The sequence below is a fragment of the Bradyrhizobium sp. AC87j1 genome, from assembly GCF_002936975.1.
Classification (GTDB): domain Bacteria; phylum Pseudomonadota; class Alphaproteobacteria; order Rhizobiales; family Xanthobacteraceae; genus Bradyrhizobium; species Bradyrhizobium shewense.
Map to the genome: position 1 here is coordinate 17,640 of NZ_PTFE01000047.1, position 23,106 is coordinate 40,745.

At 64.9% G+C, this 23,106-nt stretch carries 19 protein-coding genes; 8 read left to right on the forward strand and 11 right to left on the reverse strand.

What is annotated here, in order from left to right; genetic code table 11:
* Nucleotides 1–115 precede the first annotated feature (115 nt).
* On the reverse strand, nucleotides 116–2,221 hold the full coding sequence (locus CV770_RS23050; RefSeq protein WP_104463978.1) for a S9 family peptidase: 2,106 nt from the start codon (nucleotides 2,219–2,221) through the stop codon (nucleotides 116–118).
* A gap of 142 nt (nucleotides 2,222–2,363) precedes the next feature.
* Here CV770_RS23050 and CV770_RS23055 point away from each other — a divergent pair, with 142 nt between their 5' ends.
* A complete protein-coding gene (locus CV770_RS23055; RefSeq protein ID WP_104463979.1) occupies nucleotides 2,364–3,800 on the forward strand; it encodes an MBOAT family O-acyltransferase in 1,437 nt (478 codons plus the stop codon).
* Nucleotides 3,800–4,900, forward strand: a complete 1,101-nt coding sequence (locus CV770_RS23060) for a hypothetical protein (RefSeq protein WP_104463980.1) — start codon at nucleotides 3,800–3,802, stop codon at nucleotides 4,898–4,900. The genes CV770_RS23055 and CV770_RS23060 overlap by 1 nt, the downstream gene beginning before the upstream one ends.
* Before the next feature lie 205 nt (nucleotides 4,901–5,105).
* On the opposite strand, the gene CV770_RS23065 is transcribed toward CV770_RS23060, so the two are convergent.
* The 3 genes from CV770_RS23065 to CV770_RS23075 form a co-directional block, all read right to left on the reverse strand.
* Entirely contained in the window at nucleotides 5,106–6,293 is a 1,188-nt protein-coding gene (locus CV770_RS23065; protein ID WP_104463981.1) for a pyridoxal-phosphate-dependent aminotransferase family protein, read from the reverse strand.
* A 106-nt stretch (nucleotides 6,294–6,399) separates the two neighbouring features.
* Nucleotides 6,400–7,125: a thermonuclease family protein gene (locus tag CV770_RS23070; RefSeq protein ID WP_091966508.1), complete on the reverse strand. Its 726-nt coding sequence runs from the start codon at nucleotides 7,123–7,125 to the stop codon at nucleotides 6,400–6,402.
* A 279-nt stretch (nucleotides 7,126–7,404) separates the two neighbouring features.
* Entirely contained in the window at nucleotides 7,405–9,132 is a 1,728-nt protein-coding gene (locus tag CV770_RS23075) for a hypothetical protein (protein ID WP_104463982.1), read from the reverse strand.
* Nucleotides 9,133–9,579: 447 nt separating this feature from the next.
* Here CV770_RS23075 and CV770_RS23080 point away from each other — a divergent pair, with 447 nt between their 5' ends.
* Nucleotides 9,580–10,428 carry a caspase family protein gene (locus CV770_RS23080; protein WP_091966504.1) on the forward strand — a complete coding sequence of 283 codons (849 nt, stop codon included), beginning with the start codon at nucleotides 9,580–9,582 and terminating at the stop codon, nucleotides 10,426–10,428.
* 174 nt (nucleotides 10,429–10,602) lie between these two features.
* Here the strand turns inward: CV770_RS23080 and CV770_RS23085 are convergent, their stop codons facing one another.
* The 4 genes from CV770_RS23085 to CV770_RS43910 all read right to left on the reverse strand — a co-directional run bounded on the left by CV770_RS23085 (nucleotide 10,603) and on the right by CV770_RS43910 (nucleotide 13,362).
* Nucleotides 10,603–11,493, reverse strand: coding sequence for an efflux RND transporter periplasmic adaptor subunit (locus tag CV770_RS23085; RefSeq protein WP_165637871.1), 891 nt, complete (start codon nucleotides 11,491–11,493; stop codon nucleotides 10,603–10,605).
* Between the two features lie 242 nt (nucleotides 11,494–11,735).
* Nucleotides 11,736–11,906, reverse strand: a complete 171-nt coding sequence (locus CV770_RS42720; RefSeq protein ID WP_201759990.1) for a hypothetical protein — start codon at nucleotides 11,904–11,906, stop codon at nucleotides 11,736–11,738.
* A gap of 72 nt (nucleotides 11,907–11,978) precedes the next feature.
* Nucleotides 11,979–13,103, reverse strand: coding sequence for a lactonase family protein (locus CV770_RS23090; protein ID WP_201759991.1), 1,125 nt, complete (start codon nucleotides 13,101–13,103; stop codon nucleotides 11,979–11,981).
* Nucleotides 13,104–13,230: 127 nt separating this feature from the next.
* Complete coding sequence (locus CV770_RS43910) at nucleotides 13,231–13,362, reverse strand: hypothetical protein (RefSeq protein ID WP_256379454.1); 132 nt, start codon at nucleotides 13,360–13,362, stop codon at nucleotides 13,231–13,233.
* A gap of 140 nt (nucleotides 13,363–13,502) precedes the next feature.
* Between CV770_RS43910 and CV770_RS42185 the strand changes: the two genes are divergently transcribed.
* The 3 genes from CV770_RS42185 to CV770_RS23100 all read left to right on the forward strand — a co-directional run bounded on the left by CV770_RS42185 (nucleotide 13,503) and on the right by CV770_RS23100 (nucleotide 15,435).
* The gene (locus CV770_RS42185; protein ID WP_157158143.1) at nucleotides 13,503–13,679 is read left to right on the forward strand and encodes a hypothetical protein; all 177 of its coding nucleotides are present in this window, start codon (nucleotides 13,503–13,505) and stop codon (nucleotides 13,677–13,679) included.
* 104 nt (nucleotides 13,680–13,783) lie between these two features.
* On the forward strand, nucleotides 13,784–13,906 hold the full coding sequence (locus tag CV770_RS43915; RefSeq protein ID WP_256375112.1) for a hypothetical protein: 123 nt from the start codon (nucleotides 13,784–13,786) through the stop codon (nucleotides 13,904–13,906).
* A 716-nt stretch (nucleotides 13,907–14,622) separates the two neighbouring features.
* The gene (locus CV770_RS23100) at nucleotides 14,623–15,435 is read left to right on the forward strand and encodes a nickel-binding protein (protein WP_104463983.1); all 813 of its coding nucleotides are present in this window, start codon (nucleotides 14,623–14,625) and stop codon (nucleotides 15,433–15,435) included.
* 161 nt (nucleotides 15,436–15,596) lie between these two features.
* Here CV770_RS23100 and CV770_RS23105 read toward each other — a convergent pair whose 3' ends face one another.
* Both CV770_RS23105 and CV770_RS42725 read right to left on the reverse strand, forming a co-directional pair.
* A complete protein-coding gene (locus CV770_RS23105) occupies nucleotides 15,597–18,260 on the reverse strand; it encodes a bifunctional diguanylate cyclase/phosphodiesterase (protein ID WP_104463984.1) in 2,664 nt (887 codons plus the stop codon).
* A gap of 128 nt (nucleotides 18,261–18,388) precedes the next feature.
* Nucleotides 18,389–19,102, reverse strand: coding sequence for a hypothetical protein (locus tag CV770_RS42725; RefSeq protein ID WP_502693609.1), 714 nt, complete (start codon nucleotides 19,100–19,102; stop codon nucleotides 18,389–18,391).
* A 179-nt stretch (nucleotides 19,103–19,281) separates the two neighbouring features.
* Here CV770_RS42725 and CV770_RS23115 point away from each other — a divergent pair, with 179 nt between their 5' ends.
* Together CV770_RS23115 and CV770_RS23120 are read left to right on the forward strand one after the other, a co-directional pair.
* Entirely contained in the window at nucleotides 19,282–20,313 is a 1,032-nt protein-coding gene (locus CV770_RS23115; RefSeq protein WP_104463985.1) for a LysM peptidoglycan-binding domain-containing protein, read from the forward strand.
* Nucleotides 20,314–20,549: 236 nt separating this feature from the next.
* Nucleotides 20,550–21,812 carry a Spy/CpxP family protein refolding chaperone gene (locus tag CV770_RS23120; RefSeq protein ID WP_245453842.1) on the forward strand — a complete coding sequence of 421 codons (1,263 nt, stop codon included), beginning with the start codon at nucleotides 20,550–20,552 and terminating at the stop codon, nucleotides 21,810–21,812.
* On the opposite strand, the gene CV770_RS23125 is transcribed toward CV770_RS23120, so the two are convergent.
* Nucleotides 21,813–22,640 carry a hypothetical protein gene (locus tag CV770_RS23125; protein WP_245453840.1) on the reverse strand — a complete coding sequence of 276 codons (828 nt, stop codon included), beginning with the start codon at nucleotides 22,638–22,640 and terminating at the stop codon, nucleotides 21,813–21,815. It lies immediately after the preceding gene.
* Nucleotides 22,641–23,106 lie beyond the last annotated feature (466 nt).

The following is a 23,106-nucleotide window of genomic DNA, read 5'->3' on the forward strand; positions in this document are numbered from 1 at the left end:
TTTGACGAAGACTAGCAGTTAATAAGGGTCTTCGTTGGTACCGCCACCTGCACTCCACCGATACATCACGCGGTATGGGTCCCGGCGTTCGCCGGGACGACGGCGGTGGGTGTGGCTAAACCCCGGCCTCCGCCATCCCCGCCGCCCACAGTGCGAACGCATAGACGATCGCGACTTCATCGAGCCGGTCGAACCGCCCCGAGGCGCCGCCATGGCCGGCGCCCATGTTGGTGCGGAGCAGGACAGGGCCGCCGCCGCTCATGGTGGCGCGCAGGCGCGCGATCCATTTGGCTGGCTCCCAATAGGTGACACGCGGATCGGTCAAGCCGCCCATCGCCAGGATCGCCGGATAGTCCTTCGCCGCGACATTGTCGTAGGGCGAGTAGGACAGGATCGTTCGAAAATCCTGCTCGCTCTCGATCGGGTTGCCCCATTCCGGCCATTCCGGCGGCGTCAGCGGCAGCGTGTCGTCGAGCATCGTGTTGAGCACGTCGACGAACGGCACCTCGGCGACGATACCCGCGAACAATTCGCCGGCGCGATTGGCGACCGCGCCCATCAGCATGCCGCCGGCCGAGCCACCATGGCCGACGATGCGTTTTGCGCTAGTGTATTTCGCATCAATCAGCGCGCGGGCGCTGGCCGCGAAATCGTCGAACGAATTCGTCTTCTTCTCGCGCTTGCCATCGAGATACCAGCCCCAGCCCTTGTCGGCGCCGCCGCGGATATGGGCGATGGCGTAGACGAAGCCGCGGTCGACCAGCGACAGGCGGTTGGCGTTGAAGGAGGCCGGCATCGCCATGCCGTAGGAGCCGTAGCCATAAAGCAGCAGCGGCGCCGTGCCATCGAGCGTCAAGCCGCGGCGGTAGAGGATCGACACCGGCACCTCGGTGCCGTCCTGCGCCTTTGCCGCGATGCGCGTGGTGACGTAATCGGCCGCGTTGTGGCCGGACGGAATCTCCTGGCGCTTGCGCAAGGTGCGCGTGCGCTTGACCATGTCGTAGTCGTAGACTTCCGACGGCGTCGTCATCGACGAATAGGCAAAGCGCAAATTCGTCGTCTCGAATTCGTAGGAGCCCATCGTATCCAGCGAATAGGCGGCCTCATCGAAGGCGATGGCATGCTCCTCGTTCGAGACGAGATCGCGGATCACGATCGCCGGCAGTGCATTGGCGCGCTCCAGCCGCACCAGATGACCGGCATAGAGATCGAGGTCGATGAGGTAGATGCCGGGACGATACGGGATCAGATCGCGCCAGTTCTTGCGCTCGGGCGAGAGGAGCGGCACGGTGACGATCTTGAAGTCGATGGCGTCGTCGGCATTGGTGAGGATGAAGAGCTGATCGCCGCGGTCGGCCAGCGAATATTGCACGCCTTCCTCGCGCGCCGCGACGAGGCGCGGCGGCGCCTCGGGGTTGGCGAGATCGATCAGGCGCTGTTCCGAAGTCTCGTGATCGCCACCGGCGATCACGCAGAAGCGGCCGCTGGTGCTCTCGTGCAGATGGGTGAACCAGCCGGCATCCCGCTCTTCATAGATCAGCGTGTCGTCGGCCTGTTTGGTGCCGAGCCTATGCCGCCACACCTGCATCGGCCGGTGATTGTCGTCGAGCTTCACGTAGAAGAAGCTCTTGCAATCCGCAGCCCAGACGACGCCGCCATCGGTCTCCTCGACCACGTCGTCGAGATCCCTGGCCGTTGCCCAGTCGCGCACGCGGATCGAAAAATATTCCGAGCCCTTGGTGTCGGCGCTCCAGGCCTGCAGCCTGTGATCGTAGGAGTGCCGGCTGCCGCCGAACCTGAAATATTTGTGGTCTTTGGCGAGCGCGTCGCCGTCGAGCACGATCTCACCGTCGCCGCCGTCGCGCGGCATGCGGCCGAACAGCTCGTGCTGTCCGCCCTCGCGAAACCTGCGGAAATAGGCGAACGGGCCGTCGGGCGAGGGCACGCTGGAATCGTCCTCCTTGATCCGCCCGCGCATCTCCCGCACCAGCGTCTTCTGCAGGGATGCGGTGTGGCCGAGCAGGCTCTCGGTGTAGACGTTCTCCTCATCCAGATATTTGCGGATGTCGGGATCGAGCACCTTGGGATCGCGCAGCACCTCCTGCCATTTCGCGTCCTTCAGCCAAGCATAGTCGTCGGTCACGGTGATCCCGTGCCGCGTGAAGGAATGCGGCCGGCGCGGGGCGACGGGGGGCTGGGAAGGGGTTTTGGCCTGGGTCACTCGGTCCTCATCTCAATACGTGTTCCATCTTATATCGTCCCGCTTCCACGAATTGCCAGCACGACTCCGCCAAGCCTGCCGGGTTGTTGACCGGCCCCTTGTATGCTTTACGGACCAAAATCCCCGCCGCCGGTCCAGCCTGATGCTGTTCAACTCCTACCCGTTCATCCTGTTGTTCCTGCCGGTCGTGCTGGCCGGCTATTTCTGGCTCGGGCGGCGCAGCAATCTCACCCCGGTGATCTGGCTGGCGCTGGCCTCGCTCGCCTTTTACGCCATCGGCAACTGGCAGTTCGTGGCGCTGTTGCTGCTGTCGATCGCCTTCAATTACGGCGTCGGCCATCTCCTGATCGTGGCGAAGCTCGGCTCGTCGCAACGAAAGGCGGCGCTCGCGCTCGGTGTCGTCGGCGATCTGCTCGTGCTCGGCATCTTCAAATACGCCGGCTTCGTCACCGAGAACGTCAACGCGCTGTTCGGCTCGCATCTTGCGGTTCACATCCTGCTGCCGGTCGGCATCTCCTTCTACACCTTCACACAGATTGCTTTCCTGGTGGATGCGTATCGCGGACAGGTCGCGGCTTATGCGTTGCCGCATTACGCGCTGTTCGTGACCTATTTCCCGCATCTGATCGCCGGGCCCATTCTCCACCACAAGGACATGATCCCGCAGTTCGAGCGGAAGGAGACGAAGCATCCGGACGGACATCTGATGTTGTGCGGCATCATCATCTTCGCCATCGGCCTGTTCAAGAAGACCTGTCTTGCCGACGGCATCCAGCCGCTGGTCGCGCTCGCCTTCGAGGCGCGCTCGCCGAGCTTCGATCAGGCCTGGTGTGGTGCGCTCGCCTATACGTTCCAGCTCTATTTCGACTTCTCCGGCTATTCCGACATGGCGATCGGGATCTCGCTGATGTTCGGCATCTTCCTGCCGGTCAATTTCAACTCGCCCTACAAGGCGACCAGCATCGTCGAGTTCTGGCGCCGCTGGCACATGACGCTGTCGCAATTCCTGCGCGACTATCTCTACATCCCACTCGGCGGCAACCGCCACGGCCGCGTGCTGCGCTACGTCAATCTGATGATCACGATGCTGCTCGGCGGGCTCTGGCACGGCGCCGCCTGGACTTTTGTCATTTGGGGCGCGCTGCACGGGGCCTATCTCTGCGTCAATCACGCCTTCAACGCCCTGATGCCAACCATTCCGTCGGCCCTTGCGCGCCCGGTTCGCATCGCCGGAGCAGCGCTGACGTTCCTCGCCGTCGTCGTCGCCTGGGTGTTCTTCCGCGCCGAGAGCGTCGCATGGGCGCTGCGCGTCCTTCACGCCATGGCCGATCCCTCGAACATCGTCTTCGGCCGCGAGGAGATCGCGGCGCTGGTGCTGATCTCCATCTACGCTGCGCTGGTGTGGCTGGCGCCGAACACGCAAGGCATCTTGGGATACGATCACGCTAACCGCCGGGTCGGCGAGAGCTTGCGGGCAGGGCGCATGCGGCCGCTGTTTCTCTACGGCGCGTCGCTGGTGTTTGCATTTGGGATCCTGGGCATCCAGAGCCACAGCGAATTCATCTATTTCCGGTTCTGATGCGCAGGCCGTTCACCAGTCTCAATCGCCTTCTGCTCGCGAGCATCGCATTCGTGCTCGGTGCGGCCCTACTCACCTACGTCGTCGATCCCCTGCAGCTGTTTCGCCCCTCGCGCCTCGCCTTCTATTCCGACGACACGCGCGTGCAGAATGCCGGGCTGATCCGAAGCCAGACATTCGACGCCGTTTTCATGGGCACCTCGCTCGCGATCCATTTCCGCCAGAGCGACATCGACCGTGCGCTCGGCGTTCGCTCTCTCAAGTTGGCGATGACTGGCTCCAACTCGCGCCAGCAGGGTTTTGTGCTGGAGCAGGCGATCGACCGCGGCGCAAGGCGCGTGGTCTGGGCGATGGACGATTTCATCTTCGTCGATGCGGCCGACATCGAGGCCGATCCCTATCTGTCCGTCGATCTCTATCGCGGGACGACCAGGGGCATCGCGTCCTATCTGTTCAGCGCCGCAATGGCGAAAGAGTCGCTGTTCACGCTGCTGCGGTCGGTCCCGCCGTTGCAAGGGCCGCTGACCCGCGCGGCGCCGTTTCTGCCCGTCAAGTTCGCGCTGGCTGATGTCGACGACATCTACGTGCTGCCGCGTGATTTCGACGTCGCGCGCGAGTACAATGCGAAGAGGACGCTCGCCGCCTTCGCCTACATCACGAGCCCCGTGCGCAGCCGCTTTCTCGGCGAAGGCTACGGCTATGACGCTATGGCCGGGCATTTCGAGCGCGATGCCGTCGGCCTGATCACGCGCCACCCCGACGTGACCTTCGATATCTATTTCCCCCCCTATTCGATCCTGCAATTCGTCGCGATGCGCGATGCCTCGCCCGAGACGCTGAAGATCGTCACCGATCTGACGGCACTCATGGCGCAGCGACTGACGCGGCTTCCCAATGTGCGCCTGCACGATTTCCGCGCGATCAAGGCGGTGACGCACGATCTCGATAATTACGGCGACGTCATCCATCATTCGCCGGTGATCGACGCGATGGTGTTGCAGTGGCTGGCGAGTGGGGAGCATCGGGTCGATCCGAAGCAGCCGACGGCGTCGCTGGACGAACTGAAGGCTCAGGTCGAAGCGTATCGCGTCGAGCGCTGATCTTGCCCTCTCCCCTTGTGGGGGAGGGTGGCTCGCCGCGTAGCGGCGAGACGGGTGAGGGGTTCTATCCGCCCGTAAAACTCTCGCGATGAGATTCGCGGATAGAACCCCTCATCCGGCGCTTCGCGCCACCTTCTCCCACAAGGGGAGAAGGAAGAAAGAAGCCCTGCGTTCGCAGGGACGACGGTGGAGTTTGTGGTGGCGCCTACACCACCACCTCTTCACCGAGATACGCGACCGCCGCCTCCAGCCCGCCCTTGCCGTGCGGAATCTTCAGGGCGTTGAGGCCGATCTCGATCACCCCGAGCGTGCCGAGCAGCATCGGCGCGTTGACGTGGCCCATATGGGCAATGCGAAAGGCCTGGCCCGAGAGGTCGCCGATGCCGGTGCCGAGCACCACGCCGCACTTGTCCTTGCAATAGCGTTGCAGCACCGCGGGATCATGGCCGTTGCTCATGGTCACCGTGGTCACGGTGTTGGAGCGCTCGTTGGCCTCCGCCACGTTGAAGCCGAGCACCTGGCCTTCCGACCATGCGCCAACCGCGCGGCGCGCGGCTTCGCCGAGCAGGCTGTGGCGGCGGAAGGCGTTCTCGAGGCCTTCCTCGTGCAGCATGTCGATCGCCTTGCGCAAAGCGAACAACAGATGCACCGGCGCGGTGCCGGCGTATTTGCGATAATTCTCGGTGCCCTCGCGCTCGCTCCAGCTCCAATAGGGCGTCGACATGTTGGCCTTCTTGTGCACCTCGAGCGCACGCGCATTGGCGGCGACGAAGCCGAGGCCGGGGGGCGTCATCAGGCCCTTCTGCGAGCCGGACATCGCAACATCGATGCCCCATTTGTCCATCTCGAACGGCATGCAGCCGAGCGAAGCGACGGTGTCGACCATGTACAGCGCCGGATGGCCGCTCGCCTTGATCGCCTTGCCGATCGCCTCGATGTCGTTCTGCACGCCCGAGGCCGTGTCGACCTGGACGACGACCACGGCCTTGATGGTGTGCTCCTTGTCGCGGCGCAGGCGCTCCTCGACCTCGTGCGGCCGCACTGCGCGGCGCCAGTCGCCCTTGAGCACCTCGACCTCGGCGCCCATCAGGGCCGCCGCATTGCCCCAGCCGATCGCGAAACGGCCACTCTCCAGCACCAGCACCTTGTCGCCGCGCGACAGCACGTTGCTCAGCGCCGCTTCCCAGGCGCCGTGGCCGTTGGCGATGTAGATGTAGGACCTGCCCTTGGTGGAGAACAGCTTCGAGATGTCGCCGAGCAGGCTCTCGGTCAGGTCGAGCATCTCCTTGGAGTAGATGTCGATCGCCGGACGATGCATCGCCCGCAGCACCTCGTCGGGCATCGTGGTGGGCCCGGGGATGGCCAGAAATTCCCGGCCCGCGCGAACGGTCATTGCTGTTGGTCCTTATTGCTTGAGAACGGACTGGTGGGTTTGCTGAATCACGTTTTACGCGCCGTGAACCCCCAAGAAAAGCACGCAAAACGCAGGTCTGGGGCTCTCATCTCTTGGTCTCGCGGCAGCCGGCGGCTTCCGCCTCCTCGACCGAGCAGAACCAGCGGGTGCCCTTGCTGATCTTCATCTTGATCTGGGTGTACCAGCGACTGGTCGGCTGGTGAAAGATGCACTCGCCGGCGCTGTTGACGTTGCCCTTGATGGTGCAGTCCGGGGAAGGCGCCACCGGTCCCGAGGCCGAGGCGAGCAGCACCGCATGCGCCCCGTCGGGCGGCTTGGTGGCGCCGAGGATGGCGGTCTTCTTGTTGCGGACGCGCCAGTCCCAGGGCGCGATGAAGGCGCCCTGCCACATCCCGGCTTTTGCCTCGCGCGCGGCGGCCTCGTCGGGCTCGTAGTCCTTGGAGATGCGGGTGTAGGCCAGCGCCCAGCCGCTGCGCACCAGCCATTTCTGGATGTCCTCGCCGCCGACCTCGCAGCGCGCCACGGTGCGGCCGCGCCGGTCGATCGAACGGGTATGGCAGACCCAGCTCTTGCCCTCGGCATATTTGGCAAGATCGTCGCGCGCCGCGACGCCGCAGGTCCAGCGCTCGCTCTTGGTGTTGAGGCAGAGCTGGTCGACCGCAGGCGCGTCGATGCCGCCGAGCCGGATCCGCGTGTTGCCGATCACGACGGCATCGCCGGCGCGGACTTTTGCGGTGCCGGTGATGTCGGCGGCCTCGGCCAGCGACGGGAGAGCGAGCAAGGACAGCGCAATCAGGATCTTTCGCAGCATGCCGTTCCGCGTGTGATGAATATCTCGATAGATCGCGTAATTGTGGTCGGCTTTTGGCCGTCGGGCCAGCGTATGCCTAACAGATAGGCTTTCAACTTCCCGTCATTGATCGACGGTCACTCGGCTCGTGTCCCGGACGCGGTGCGGCGTGCAACGCCGCTCCGCAGAGCCGGCACCCAGAAATTTACAGACACATCTCGCAGAGGCATAGGCCCCGGCTCTGCAGCGCACCGCCGAAGGGGCGCTGCGCTGCGTCCGGGGCACGGATACAGTGTCCCCTCACCCCCGCGTCATCGCCCGCTTCGCCACCGCCAGTCCCATCAGCACGAATGCCGACGTCACCTCCGGCCCGCCTACCAGGATCCGCGTCGGCGTCTTCATCTTGTTCCACTCATAGGCGCGGAACGGGCCGCGGCGGCCGCCCTCGCCGAGACCGGCGACGATCACGTTCAGCGCCGGCGCGAAGGCGCGCGGGTCAGCGCCGAGATGGCCGAGCGCGATCAGCGCCAGCGCCGCGTCGAACACGTTCATCTCCGCCGCCATCAGTTCGCCCTTGACGTAAGACAGCACGCGATGGCGGATGAAGTCGAAATCGCCGGCGGGATCGATCGCGGCCTGCGCCGCCAGCGGCAGCGCCAGGAACGCCGCATAGCAGCGGCCGAAATAGGCGCTGTAGAGCTCGGGCAGATAATAGATGTGCGAGCGCGGATTGGCGAAGGCGCCGCTCGCCGCCAGCCGCTTCTGGAAGCCGATGATCCGATGCACCGTGGCGAGCCGCGACGGCGTCTCCAGGACTTTCCAGCGCGCGAGGTTGCGAAAGCTCACCTCGAGGATGTCGAGATTGAGCGTCGGATCGAGATCGTTGCCGTAGGGACGCTCGCCCTTGAGGTTGTCGATCCAGGTCGCGACGCCGCCCTCATAGTCGATATTGTCGTTGAGCGGCACGGTCACGCGCGGTTCGTTGACGCCGGAGCGCACCTGGTAGCCGGCGTAGAAATCCAGCAGCGGCTGATTGATGATCTCATCAAGGCAGCCGGCCTGCGTCGCAGCGGAGATCGAGCAGGCCGTGGTGTCGCAATCCGGCACGTAAACGCCGAAGCCGAGATCCTGCTTGATCTGCGCGAAGTAGCGGGAAAAGCGCGGATGCGGCGGAGGCGCCAGCGCAGTGACGACGTTGAAGCGCGCACCGTCGATGCCTTCGACCTCCTCGCGGCTGATGTTGACGCAGAAATCCACCATGTCGGCGATGGCGCGCTCGGCCGCAATCTTGTCGGCCACCGAGGCGAGCCCGGTCTCGCCATAGCTCAGCAGCGCCTCGATGAAGAACGCATCGTAATAGGCCGAGCGATGGCGGATCTGCACCGGTTCCCACATCGGCTCCGCGATGCCTCGCCAGGGCGGATTGACCACGGCACGCGCTGGCGTGCGCGCGATGAAGACACGGGCGAGGTTGAACAGCAGCGAGGAATTCTTGTAGCCGCGTGCGTTGAGGCCCGTGAGCGCCATGATCAGCTCGCGGCCGCGGAAATCAGGATCGCCGATCAGGTTGAAGGCGGCGTAGGTCGGCAGAAAGCCGTTTTTGCGGTACGAGCCGAGCAGATGCTGCGCGCAGTCTCGGATCACGCCGTCGATCTGCGCCTCTGGCGGCGCGGAGCCGGTGAACATCGCCGGCGGCGGCTTGGGATGGTCGAGCGCGATGCTGTCGACGAGATCGGCGACCGGCTGGCCGACCGCCGCCCAATCGGGCTCCGCCTCGTCGCGGGCGCGCGCCAGCGCCTCGCGCAGCGCCGAGAGCCTGGCCTCGTCGCGCAGCTCGGGCAGCCCGGCCCGCCGCAGCAGCACCCGCAACGCGGGATTGCCGAGCGCGGTCTTGTAGAATTTGGCCAGATGCGGATCGCCACTGGCCGTAACAGACAATACGGGATCGCACACATCGTAAAGCGAGGGGCCGTCCTTCCGGGCGGTCAGCGCCCGGCAGGCGGCGCCGGCAAAATAATGAAGGCTCATGAAATACCTGGTCGCGGGACTTTGGCGGGGTCTTTGGCAAGGTCTTGGCCGGGGGCCGGCCGGCGCGCTCCCAGCCACGCGCGACCCCCTGCAAGTCGTTGAAAAGGCTACCCGGATTCGCAGGAAATACAAACGTGATGAAGGTCACGGAAAAAGCCGGCACGAAGGCTGCATGATCGAGGCTCGGAAAGGGTCGCCAGGGGCAAAAACGCACAAATCTACCCCGGAAAATTAACGAACATATTCAGCCACTTAGTTCAATTTTTGGGCAATCTATTGCCGGGGAGGCGATATCCGGTTAAGGGTTTGTTTGGTGCGGCGCCGCAAATTGCGCGCAATTCGGGGGCACATCCCCGGCCAATCCCTCAAACCTAAAGACGCTATCGCGCTACTCAAACAGTGTGCGCGCGCTTGGCTGGTCTTTGGCACTGACAGGAATGAAGCGAGATGAATGTTAGGCAGCTCGACATTTCCCGACGCACGATCGCGTTGGCCGCGGCCCTCATCGGCACGGTGTCGCTCGTGATCGGCGCCCATGCTGCTCTCAACATGCGCGCGATCGACGCCGCCAAGGCCGTCTCGACCGACCAGATCACGGGTTCGATCGCCCAGACCTCGCGCCTCGCGCTCGTTATCGGCAATGGACATTATCCCGACGCCAGCGCGCCGCTGACGCAGTCGATCAACGACGCCCGCGCGTTGTCCTCGTCCCTGCGCAAGAACGGTTTTGACGTCGACATGGTGGAAGACGCGACCAAGGACGACATGGTCCGCGCCGTCAATCGCCTGAAGTCCCGGATCAAGCGCGACACTGTCGTCATGCTGTTCTTCGGCGGCTACGGCGTGCAGGCCGGACGCGAGAGCTACATGCTGCCGGTCGATGCCGTGATCTGGAAGGAAAGCGACGTTCGCCGCCAGGGCGTCTCGATCGACGGCGTGATCGACATGATGAAGGAGCAGGGCGCCAAGGCCAAGCTCGTCGTCGTCGATGCCTCCCGCCGTAACCCTTACGAGCGCCGCTTCCGCTCCTACAGCCACGGCCTCGCGCCGATCAGCGCGTCCGACAACGCGCTGATCCTCTCCTCCGCCTCGCCCGGCAAGGTCGTCGACGACGGCAAGGGCGAGCACAGCGTGCTGGTCAGCGAGTTCCTGAACAACCTCAGTGCAAAGGGCAGCGCCGAAAGCGTCTTCAACAAGACCCGCGTCGCCATCTCCCGCGCCAGCGAAGGCGACCAGGTCCCGACCGTGTCGTCGTCCTTGCTCGAGGACGTTCACTTCGGCGAAGCCGGCGGCTAGTTTTTCTTAGATCTTGCGAAGTCTCGTGCCCCGGACGCGGCGCATCATGAAATGATGCGACGCTGAGCCGGGGCCCATTTTTTTTTAGGCTATCGCTCTGTGAGACGAGATGGGTCCCGGCTCTGCGCAGCAGCGTTGCACGCTGCAGCGCGTCCGGGACACGAGCCACTTTGCCTACTTCGCCGCTTCCGCGGCCATCACCGGGCGCACCGGATCGCCTTCGCGCAGCAGCGCACCGGCGCGGGCGACGACGACATCGCCGTCGTTGAGGCCGTCACGGACCTCGATATTGCCGCCCGACATCAATCCGACCTCGACACGCTTGGTCTCGACGCGGTTGCGGCGGATCACCTGCACCACGGTGCCGGCGGATGAATATTGCACGGCGGTCAGCGGCACCGCGACGTTGCAGCTCTGCCCGGTCTTGATCAGCGCGCGTCCGCTCGCCTTCAGCAGCAGCCGCTTCTGCGAGGAGATGCCGATATAAACCATGCCCTGCTGGATGTTCGGCTCGACGGTCGGGCCGATGCGGCGCACCTTGCCGTCGATGTCGCCGGCGCCTGCGATCCGCACGGTCGCCGGCTGATTGACCGCGAGCTTGCGCATGTCGGTGGTCGCCACCAGACCGACGAGATCGTATTCGCTGCGCGCCACGATCGTGAACAAGGCCTCGCCCTTGGCCGAGGCAAAATTTCCGATCTGGGCGGTCGATGTCGCGATCACGCCCGCCACCGGCGCGGTGACCTGCAGCGTGCCGCCCTCGGGGAGCGCCAGCCGCGCCAGCACCTGGCCGGCGGTGGTGGTGTCGCCGGCTTCGGCCAGCACGTCGGTGACCTTGAGGCCCGGACGCTCGGGCCGCACCGACGTTTCCTCCCGCGCGATGATCGTGCCGGTGGCCTCGACGATGTCGGAGAAGCAGGATTTCGCGACCTTCAGCACCGTGACCGCCGGCCCCTTGGGCGCGTCGTCATCGGCGGCTCGGGCCGGATAGGGACCGAGGATGAGCATGCCGGCGACGGCTGCGGGACACAGGCTTCGAACGACGGCACGGGGCAAATGACGCATCGGAAATTCCACGGGGGCTATGCCTCCAATCGATAGCAGATGGCAGCCGTCCGGACTATGGCAGCGTTGCCCCAAAAAGGAAGGCCACGCCGCCGCGGGCCGACGCAGCAAGTCTTTGATTAGTCGCAGGATTGGACAACAGGTTCGCATCTGCCGGGCGGCGCACTGCTCCCAAAGTGCCGTCGATCACGGTCCTCTCATCTGTCAACGGCACAGGTCGCGGCGCGGCCGTAAACGGCCCGTCAGCCGCGGCGCTCTCCCAGCAGCTTGCCGCTCGCCCGGTCGATCAAATGCAGGCGCGTGCAGGCCGGACAGGACACCGACACATGCGTGCGGTCGGCCGGCTCGTCGCCGAGCCGATGCTGCACGTTCATGCCGGTCTGCGGGCATTTGAAGACGATATGACGGTCCATGACCGACGATATGACGGCAGGCGCGCCTTCCGAAATTGCGGATGATTACGTAGGTCGGCGACGGCCGTCTTCTCACGGCAGGGTCAGGAACTCCACCCAGTTCGGCTTCTTGCCGGTGGGGTAGGATTTCAGCCTGGCCAGCGCGCCGCTGCCCTGGTCGATCGCATAGACCGTCATGCTGTCGGAGAGCTCGCCGACCGCCGCGAGGTAGCGGCTGGAGGGATCGATGTGGAAGCCGCGCGGCTGCTTCTCGGTCGGCACATTGCCGATCGTGGTCAGCTTGCCGCTGGCCGCATCGACCTTGTAGGCGGTGAGCGTGTTGGTGGTGCGCTCGGAGGCGTAGAGGAAACGGCCGTCCGGGGTGATGTGGATGTCGGCGGCCCAGGGTTTTCCGCTAAAGCCCTCGGGCAGCGCGGTGGTGCGCTGGATCTCGTCCCATGCGCCACTCCTGGTCTCATAGGTGAACGCCGCGACGTCGCCGTTCAGCTCGTGGATCAGATAGACGAACCTGCCATTGGGATGGAATACGAAGTGCCGCGGCCCGGATTTCTCCGGCACCTTGTGGGCGGGCGGATCGTTCGGCGTCAGCGTGCCGGCCGTGGCATCGAACGCGAAGCCCAGCACCTGGTCGGAGCCGAGATTGGTCGCGAACGCGAAGCGGTTATCGGGCGAGGGCAGGAAGGCGTGCGCGTTCAGCCCGGTCGGGATCACCTGCTTCGGCTCGCCGGCGACGCCGTTTGCGGCAAGCGGATTCAGCGCGACCTTGTTGCCGCCGTAGGAGGCGCTGAACAGGAATTTTCCGCTGCGGTCGACGGCGATGTTCGCCATGCTGTCGGCGAGCGGTCCGTTGCCGATAGGGCTGAGCTGGCCCGTCTTGGGATCGATCGCAAAGCTGACCGCCTGGAATGGCTGCGAGCGGATGCCGGCAATCAGCACGCGGTGGTCGGGCGTGATCGCGAGCGGCGTCGAGGAGCCGGGCTTGTCGACGCCCTTGAAGGCGGCCGTCTGCACCGAAATCATCTCCCCGCTCTCGGTCATCTTGAACACGCTGATGTCGTTGCTGTCGGCGTTGCCGACATAGGCGAAGGTCTCGGCCATGCCGGCGTGGACTCCAGAAACGAGGGCGAGGAAGGTGAGGGTGGTGGCGATCGCAGCGCGTGGCGCTTTGGATGCGATGCGTCGGGTCGGTCTCAACATGGGCTCCTCCTGAGGGCCGGTCGCGGCCTTGTCGTTTTGCCCGCGAGGATAGCGGGCGGTGCGCCGCCGCACCAAATTCCAGTTGGGATTGATCGATGCCGAAATTGCATCGGTCGCCGGAGAGGGGCTACCGCATCGCCGCGGTCCGGGAGGGCAGATGCGGGCTGGACGGATGCGCGGGTGGTCCGAGCACAGTCCAGACGGCGACCGCAACCAGAGCGGAGGTCAGGATGGTCCAGGCGATGAGTCGTTTCCGCATCTGGTCGAATCCGTTGCTGTCATGACGTCGCGGGGCACCGGAATCGTGCACTGCAAACCGCGGCAATCCTATGAACTCGTTCACAGGCGAAAACGGCCGGCGCAAGGCGAACCAATGCCGCGCGAGCGCATTGAACCGGCATGCCCCGTGAAAACGATCTCGAAGGTAAGCCCGACATGGGCGGCAAGCATGGCGGTCAAGCCGGCCAGCCCAAGTCGCCGCCGCGCCCGCACCAAGGCGAACACGATGAGGACGTCGTGGCAAAGCGCCACACCGGTCAAACCGATCAGGCGTCGCCGCCGACCAAATCAAAATAGCGCCTCGCCGCACGGTCGTGCCGCGCCGCGCGTTGGGAACGGTAGCATCGCTGCGCCGTTACCCCGGTCCCGCGGGCGTGAGAGATGAAAACGGAGGCTGGCTCGTGTTTTGGATTTATTGGAACACCGCCTGGTCGCTGATCATCAGCGGCATCATGGTCGCCACCATCGTCAGCCACCCCGACGCGGAGTTCGTCGAGATCACCGCGGCAAAACAGAAGCTCTGAGCCCGCGCCAGAAGTCGTCGGCGATGCCGTGACGCAATGTCGGCCAATGCCCGTCGGCCGGCGTGCCCGTCCCTCTCGGTCGCGACGTCCGCTTGCGGGAGGTGAGCCGAGCAGGCCATCTAGCGAGCGCGGGCCTGTTCTCTTTCTTCTGTTGTAGGGAGGCGATCTCGCATGCAGAGTTTGCCGCCGCCGTGCATGCCCTTAGTGGCGGACACATGCCAGCCGGGCCTCGTGTAGTGTCGTTGTGCCATCGGATCGGGAATCCAGCCCGGCGAATATGACCCACGGTACACGCCGTGACTACAGAAGCAGTAGACACCAACAGGCGTGTACCGAGTACACGGTCCCGTTCCGGCCGTGGGAGTGGCGGCAAGCGCACCCGAGCTAACCGACACGAAAAACAGCGTCAGAATAGTCTTCATATCAAACCGGTTGAGTAAGAATGGCCTGAAACAGCCTGGAGTCTGCAGAACTCTCGGCTTGGCATCAAGAGGAGAATATACGCGAGGATCGCTCACTGATGCCTTGGTCAAGCGGGCCTTCAAGTAGCGAATGAGTCGGCTACTGGCCCCCTAGCTGACGTCCATCGATGCTTGGTCAAAAGTCCGCAAGTGACCCGAAGCTGACATCAGGACGCAGGGGTTGGCACTTTCGGGAACTCCGAGCTTGGTGCAGACTTCAGGCCATATTTCGAAGAATTAGATAAGGTGCCGCCAATGCCAATTTTCCTTGACCGGCACGATCTCTCGGGGCTGACCGCTGCCGATATCGCCGAGGCGCATCGCAAAGATTTGGAAGTACAAGATCGATACGGCGTTCGTTTTCTAACGTACTGGTTTGATGAATCGCGCGGTACGGGCTTCTGTCTCATTGACGCGCCGGATATCCGAACGGCGATGAGGGTTCATGACGAAGCTCACGGCGACGTAGCGAAAGATGTCATCGAAGTGGACCTCTCGGCGGTCCAGGCGTTTCTGGGGAGGGTGTCCGACCCGGCACCGAGCAGCACGGCAGAGGATGTCAAATTCGATTCGGCGCTGCGAGCTATCATGTTCACCGACATCGTTGGCTCTACCAGCATGACGGAGCGTCTTGGCGATGCCCGTTCAGTGGAGATGGTTCGGGCTCATGACGCGCTGGTGCGCCGGGCCTTGAAGGACGAGGGCGGGCATGTGGTGAAGCACACCGGCGATGGTATCATGGCATCCTTTGCCGACGCCTCTGCCTCCGTGCAATGCGCCCGGGCCATCCAGCGCGCATTTGAAGCCTTCAATCTGGCGAGCAAGGAGAAGCTTCAGGTGCGAATTGGCATCGATGTAGGTGAACCGATTGCTGACAGCAACGACCTTTTCGGTGCGACCGTTCAACTGGCCGCTCGTTTGTGTCAGTTGGCCGAACCGGATGCCATTCTCGTGTCAAAGGCTGTACAGGATTGCATCCGGGATCGCGTGCAAGTGTCAAGCTTGGGTGCCCACCATCTCAAAGGCTTTCAGCAGCCGATTGATGCATACGGAATCGAATGGCGTTAACTGTCGCGACTACTGGCGACGTCTGCGTTTAGCCCGTCGCTGACGCTATCACGCGGAACGCCGGCCTTCAGCTTGTGGGGCCCAAGGCAGAAGAACGCAACGTCGGCCCCGACGTCCGCTTCCTTGGGGCGCGGACATCTCTCCGACGAGGGAGCGCCGCGCTAAGCCGCAACCGCCTGCGACGCCAGTAGCTGCTTCAATTTCGCCGCCGGCACGGCCGGGCTGAACAGCCAGCCCTGCATCTGGCTGCAGCCGAGCTGGCGCAGCACCTCGCGCTGGGCTTCGGTCTCGACGCCTTCGGCGGTCGTCGCCATGTGGCGGGCCGCGGCCATGTGCACCACGGCCTGCACGATCGGGGAGGAATCTTCGGACTGACCGATGTCGCTGATGAAGCTGCGGTCGATCTTGATCTTGTCGAACGGGAAGCGGTGCAGATAGCTCAGCGAGGAATAGCCGGTGCCGAAATCGTCGAGCGCGATGCGCACGCCGAGCTCGCGCAATTGCTGCAGGATCGTCAGCGCCTCCTCGTCGTCGCGGATCAGTACGGTCTCGGTGATCTCGAGCTCGAGCCGGCCTGGTGCAAGTCCGGACTCCGCGAGCGCGGCCGCGACCTTCAGCGCTAGCGTCCGCGAGCGGAACTGCACCGGTGAGACGTTGACGGCGATGTGAATCTGGCCGGGCCAGGAGGCGGCCTCACGGCAGGCCTGCTTCAGCACCCATTCGCCGATCTCGCCGATCAGCCCGGTATCTTCCGCCACCGGAATGAAGTCCGCAGGCGAGACCATGCCGCGCTCGGGATGGCGCCAGCGCAGCAGCGCTTCGCAGCCGGTCACGACATTGGCCGCGAGATCGACCAGCGGCTGGTAGTGCACCTCGAACTCGCCGCGAGCCAGCGCCTGACGCAGATCGAGCTCGAGCTGACGGCGCAGCCTTGCCTTGGCGTCGTATTCCGGCGCGAAGATGCGGAAGGTGCGGCGTCCCTCCGACTTCGCCGCATACATCGCAAGATCGGCGCGCTTGAGCAGGTCGTCGAGATTATCGCCGTGATCGGGCGCGATCGCGATGCCGATGCTGGCATCGGTCGGGATGTCCTGGCCCTTGCAATCCACCGGCGCACGCAGCGCCTTGAGGATATCCTCCGCCAGCGCCGACAGCTCGGCCGGATCGGAGGTCTCAGCCTTGACGATGGCAAACTCGTCGCCGCCCAGCCGCGCGACGAGGTCGTTGCCGCTGACGCAGGCGCGCAGGCGGTTCGCCACCTGCCGCAGCAATTCGTCGCCAACCTCGTGTCCGAGTGAATCGTTGACGCCCTTGAACTCGTCGACGTCGATATAGAGGATGGCGAACGACTTGCCCTGGCTGAGCTCCGCCACGCGCCGCTCCAGATGCCCGCGCAGCAGTACGCGGTTGGGCAGGTCGGTCAGCGCGTCGTAATGCGCCATATGCGCGATGCGCTCGTCGGCGCGGATGCGCCCGGTGACGTCGTCATGGGTCGCGAGCCAGCCGCCGGCAGCGCCGGGCTGGTTCTTGATCTCGATCAGGCGGCCGTCCGCGGTCTCCACGATGGTGCTCTGGGTGCGCCCGATATGGCTCAGAATGTCGTCGCAATAGGTCTCGACGTCGCCGTGGAACGAGCCGGTGTCATGGCGGTGCCGGATCACGTCTCGGAAAGTGGCGCCGGGCTTCACCACTTCAGGGGACAAGCTGTACATCTCGATGTAGCGCCGGTTGCAGACGATCAGCCGCTCGTCCTGATCGAACATCAGGAGCCCCTGCGTCATCGTGTTCATCGCGGTGTCGAGCCGCTGCTTCTCGAGCGAGAGCCGGTTCGTCACCTGGCGGAAGATCAGGAACAGCGTCAGCACCAGGAGGCCGATCGACAGCACGGCGACGGTGACGAAGAATTTCGTCTGCGTGCGCCAGGTCGCAAGCGTCGCATCCAGCGACTTGGTCGCGACCACGACCAGCGGCTCGCCGGCGAGCAGGCGCGAGGCGACGATGCGGTCCTTGCCGTCGATCGGGCTCGCGATCTGCATGGAAACGAAGGTGCGATCGAACACCGCCATCTGCTCCGGCGTGCCCTTGCGAAAGTTCTGCCCGATCATCGCATCGACACGCGGAACGCGCGCCAGCAATTGGCCGTTCTGGTGGTGCATCGCTATCGATGATTCCTCGCCGAGCCCGGTCGAGGCGAAGAAGGATTCGAACTGCTCGGGCGCGATCGCGCGCGAGACCAGCCCAAGGAATTCACCATGCGGGCCGGACACGCGCCGCGCGAACACGATCGCCGGTCCGTTGCCGATCCGGCCGTTCACCACCTCCACGTCCTCCTGCGCGGTCGGATCGTTCTTGAGGCGATTGAAGTAGCCGCGGTCGGCGACCGAGACGTCTGCGACCGGCCAGCGCCGCGACGAGTTGATCAGCATGCCCCTGGCATCGAACACATTGGCACCGGCAACGTCGGACCAGCCGCTGGCTTTCGCACGCAGCACCTCGTGCATGGCCAGCGTGCCCATCTCGCTGCGGAAGACGTCGGCGGATTCGATGCCGCGGCTCTCGAGCTCGGTGATGATGCTCTTCTGCAGCACCGCAAAATCCTCGAACTCGCGGTCGAAATGCCGGGCCAGCAGGCGCACGGCGTTTTCAAGACTGTCGCGGCCGCTCTCGATCGCATTCTGCCGGAAACGGTCGACGGTGAGCGCGGTGCCGATTGCGGTCGCGGCCATCAGCACGAAGCCGCCGACGATCAGCCATGTCAGTGGCGCTCCCCGCCAACGGCGGAGCAGCGCGCGCATGCGCGCGGTCCATCGGATCGATGTGCCCATGCAGCCCTCCCGTGGGATGCAAGGTGCAGCAAAACCGACAAGACCCCGTTACCAGCGAAGGTTAGGGAACTATGAATCGGAACGGAATCAGAGGGTTGGTTCCATCGCGCGCGGCGATTGCGGTGCGCTCACCGCTTGATCTCCCAGTTCAGCGCTTCCACGTTGCCCTTGGCGAACATCTTGGGGACATCGAACTTGCCGGTCTTGAGGTCATAGCGGCATTTCCAGTCGGCGAGCCCCTTCACGGCGACGTTCTTCGGATGCTTGTCCATTTCGCCTGACAGCGAGATCAGCAGGTAGCGGTTGTCGGGCCAGTCGACGCCGAGCCAGCGATAGGCAGTCTCGGTGCCCTTCATCAGATTGGCCGAGATATGGTAGTCGAGCTTCATCTTCTTCGTGTCAGGACGGCTGTGGAAATAGGCCCAGGCGAGATCGCTGAGTGATTGCTTCGTCGCGCTGACGAAGGCGCCGTTCTCGACATGGTAGAGAAAAAGGTCCTGCTCGCCCGAGGTCTTCTGCATCCGCACCAGCCATTGCGAGTCGCTGGTGAAGCGGAAGCCGGCCGGATAGCCCTGCTCGGGCTTCAGCTCCGTCATCTGGTCGCCGTGCCGCGCCCAGGCCTGCCATTTCATCTCGAAATCGCCGCCGTCCTTTTTGTACTGCTCGATCCCGGTGGCCTTGTCGGGCGAGGTGAAGGCGAACTCGGCATTGTCGGAGAGAACGAAGCCCGGCGGCGGGCCGGACACTGCGAGCGCGGGGGAAGCGGCGAGCGTCAGGGCAAGCGCCAGCCCAAGGGCCGGACCGAGCGCCAGACTTGGGGCGGAACGGCAAAATGCGGTCACGGGAAAATTCCTCAAAAAATGCCGCGATGCGGTCTCGCGTGATTTGACGCCGGCGGGGTGGCGCCGGTTCATCCCTGAGTGCCGGGACGGCGGTCTCATCCCATCGAACGTCTTGCTGCCGCAGCCAATTCGGCGCACCTTGGCCCCTCGGCTGATTTGCCATCCAAGGTTCTTTTCCGATGATGACCGCATCCAAGGCCTTCATTGCCTTCTGCCTGCTCGCGCTGGTCGGCACCGTGCTGGTGATCGGCCCGACCGAGCTGCGCCGCCTGCTGCCGGACGGGACCAAGACCGCCGTCGCCGCCAAGCCGGAACCCAAGGTCGAAGCAAAGGTCGAGGCTAAGGCCGAACTCAAGCCCGAGCCGAAACCGGAACAGCCAAAGCTTGCCGCCGCCACGCCGCCTGCGCCAGCACCCGCGGCGGCCCCTGAGCCGAAGGTGGCCGGGCTGGCCGAGACCCAGAAGCAGGTCACGGCCGCGCTCGCCGACCTTGCACCGGTCAAGCCGCCGCCGGCGGTCGCCGACACCGGCCCCCGTTTCGACGTCGCCCGCGTCGACGATCACGGCGAGGCCGCGGTGATTGCGGGCCAGGCCGCGCCGGGTGCGAAGGTCGAGCTGCTGCGCGACGGCAAGCCGCTCGATACGGTGGTCGCCGACGCCTCGGGCCAGTTCGTCATGACCCCGCCGCAGCTTCCCGCCGGCTCCTATGAATTGACGCTCCGCGCCAGGGCGCCGGATGGCACGGTCACGCAGTCCAGCCGGACCATGCCGGTGACCATCGCCGAGGCGGCGCCGCCGCCCGCGCGTCCGGTGCCGGCCGCCAGGCAAGACGTGAAGCAGGCCGAGAAGCCGGACGACAAATCGGATGTCGTGGCTTCCTTGCAGTCGGCCGCGCCGCATCTGGCCTCAACAGCCGACAGGTCGGCGGCCCGGCCGAGGCTGGTCGGCGCGCCGAAGCCCCGCGTCATGGCGCGGGCGCCGGCGGCGACGACCGTTGCATCGGCCTCGCCGGCGGACGGCCTCAGCGCCGCGCCGGCGGAGACCGGCAGCCGGGTGATCTCCCGCGGCGACAGCCTGTGGGCGCTCAGCCGGCTCGCTTATGGCGACGGCGCCCGCTACGCCGTGATCTTCAAGGCCAACCGCGACAAGATCCACAATCCCAATCTGATCTATCCCGGCCAGACGTTTGTGATGCCGCAAAAAGCGGAGTGAGAGGCGTTTCGAGGCGCGCGCTCAGGCCGTAGTCAAAGCGCGTCTGCGCAGGCGCCGGGATAGGTAAGTCATCTCCCCGCGACGCTTTGCCCTGTGTCCCTCCGGAACATTTGGTTCCCCGGCGCGTCATCTCGATGCGACGCAGTGCGCGCTTGGGCAGCCGGGAGGAGGCCGAATTGGTCAGGTCAGCGGTGTTGTCAGGACGCATCGGACTGGCGCTGGCGGGCGCGACCATCATGATTGCGGCCGTGCTGCTGCCCGGTAAGGCCGAGGCGCAGTTCGGGTTGCGCGGCGGTCCGCTTGGCGTCGCACGCTTCGCCGTCGGCCACATGATCGGCGTGTCGCGCTTGCGCCATTCCCGCATGGCGGTGCGGGGCGGCCGATACCGCTCCGCCGCGTTGAGGTCGCAAGATCCACGTCAAGATCCGCGCGGGGCCGAGCGCGGACAACAGTCCAATCCTTACGTCCTGCGTGCGGCGCTCACGGCGCAAGCGGCGTTGTCGGGCTGGCAGGGCGGCCGCCGACCGCAGGGCTGGTGGCGCCATCCCGATGGCAGCTACGGCTGGGTCGGCCCGGTGTTCTGGCCGTTCGCGCATGACGATCTCACCAATGCCGTGGTCTTCGGCGATGCGACCAGTCTCTCGCTTTACGGCTATGGCGACATCTATGCCGCGATCTTCGCGCCCTATGCGGCGACCGAGCTCGCGGCCTACACCGCACCGCAAGGCCGGCGCGGACGAAGAGTCCCGACTGCGGAGACCCTGTGCGAGGCCAGCGACACCGGCGGCCTGCCGGTCGACCGCATCGCCGCCGCCCTGCAGCCGAACGAATTGCAGCGCGTGGCGCTCGACGAGCTCGCAACCGCCTGGACCAATGCGCGCGACACCATCCGCGCCGCCTGCCCGGCGCAGGCGCCCGCCACGGCCTCGGAGCGCCTCGGCCTGATGCAGGCGCGCATCGAGGCCATGATCAAGGCAACCGACGCCATCGCGGCGCCGCTGTCGAAGTTCACAGGTCTCCTCGACGACGGCCAGAAGGCCAAGCTCGAGGCGCTCTCCAAGGACCGCCGCGCCGCGCTCGCAGCCATGCAGCGCAAGGATACGAGCAAGGATACGAGCAAGGATGCGCAGGCCTCAAACGCCTGCGATGCCAACAGCGATCCCCGCTATGACGAAAAGCTGCAGCGTCAGTATGAGCAGCTCGTGCAGCAGCAATGGCCGGCAGGCGATATCGCCACCACGCTCCGCCTCGACGAGACCGCCCGCGCCCGCTTCGAGGTGCTCCAGGACACCACCCTGCGCACGATGCAGACGCTCAGCGCCTGCCCGGCGGAAGCCGCCGCGACTCCGCAGGCGCGCCTCTCCGCCGCAAAGGCGCGGCTGCGGACAATGCTGCAAGCCGTGAACGGCGTCATCGATGCGCTCGACGATTTCGAGGCCGATCTGAGCGACGAGCAGAAGGCCGGCTTCGAAGCGATCGGGCCGAAGCGGGGGGCGTGATCAGTCGCACGCCCAGTCGAACTTCATGTCTCTGAAGTCGAGCTGCGCGTTGCCGCTGCCGAAATTGTAGCCGCCGAAATATTCCTCGAACTCGATGTAGAACGGGCTCATCTCCGGCACCGCTTGGCATGGCCGCATGGTGCCGCCGAGATGGATGCGGGCGTGGTCCTTGCACCAATCGTGCAGGCGGTAATTGTCGGCGGTCGGGATATTGTCGGCAAAGTAGTAATAGGACTGATAGCCGGTCGGCGGGTTGCGCGGGATGTGCGGGTCCTGCGGGGCCTTGCCGGCGTTGGGATCATCAGCACGCGGCATCAACGCGATCGCGAGGTTCTCGGCCAGTTCGGCACGCGGAGGGCCGGCGAACATCTTCTGCGCGAAGGGCGCGGCCGTCTCGAAGAAGGCGCTGGCGCCGCCGACATCGAGCCAGCGCGGCCGGTCGGCCGTCGCCAGCGCAAGCGGTGCGGGCGGTGTCGCGAACGGGCCGTCATATTCCGCCTTCGTCAGCAGCAGCGCAGCATATTCGTAGTCGAGAATGTCGGTCATCCGGGACAGGCGCGGATGCGAGGCGCGCGCCTGCACGGCCTCGCGGATTTCAGGATCGTCGGGCGCGCCGCCGTCATTGTGGTCGGGCGCGGTGGCAAAGAACGACACTGCAACGATGTCCTCGCCATGGACGCGGTAGTCCTCCGGCAGCAGCAGCGTGAAACCGTGCATCAGGGGATAGCCGGTGACGGGATCGAGCGGCCATTGCTCGCTGCTGATGCCCGGCGGCAGGCCATAGACCCAACCCTGGTCGCGCGCGCGATCGGCGGGACGGTCCAGCATCTGCAGATCATAAGCACGCGAAGGCAAGGCGAGCGTCACAGGTGGTCTCCATTGGAATCGCCTCGCCGTTGAGGCGAGGGTTAGTCGTGGGGAGCAGGGATGTGGTTCGGGGGGAGGAATTTTGGCAACGCCGTCGCCTCATTCTCCCCTGCCGTCCCGGCGAACGCCGGGACCCATAACCACAGGGAGAAGTTTGGCGAAGATGAGGTGTTCGGTACTTCTACCTCCGCAACCGATAGATCACGCGGTATGGGTCCCGGCGTTCGCCGGGACGACCCCGGGGAGGTGGGTCCTCGACTGTCTCTCATAACCCACTGATCCGACAACTCCCGTCTACTGTGCATGGGGTTGTTTTGAAATTCCAAGAAAGCTCGATATCCAATTCCGTATTCGAATAATCCAAAATTCTCTTTACTAGAAAAGCGAAACACCCTATGCTCCCTCCCAACTCATCCCATGGTAAGGG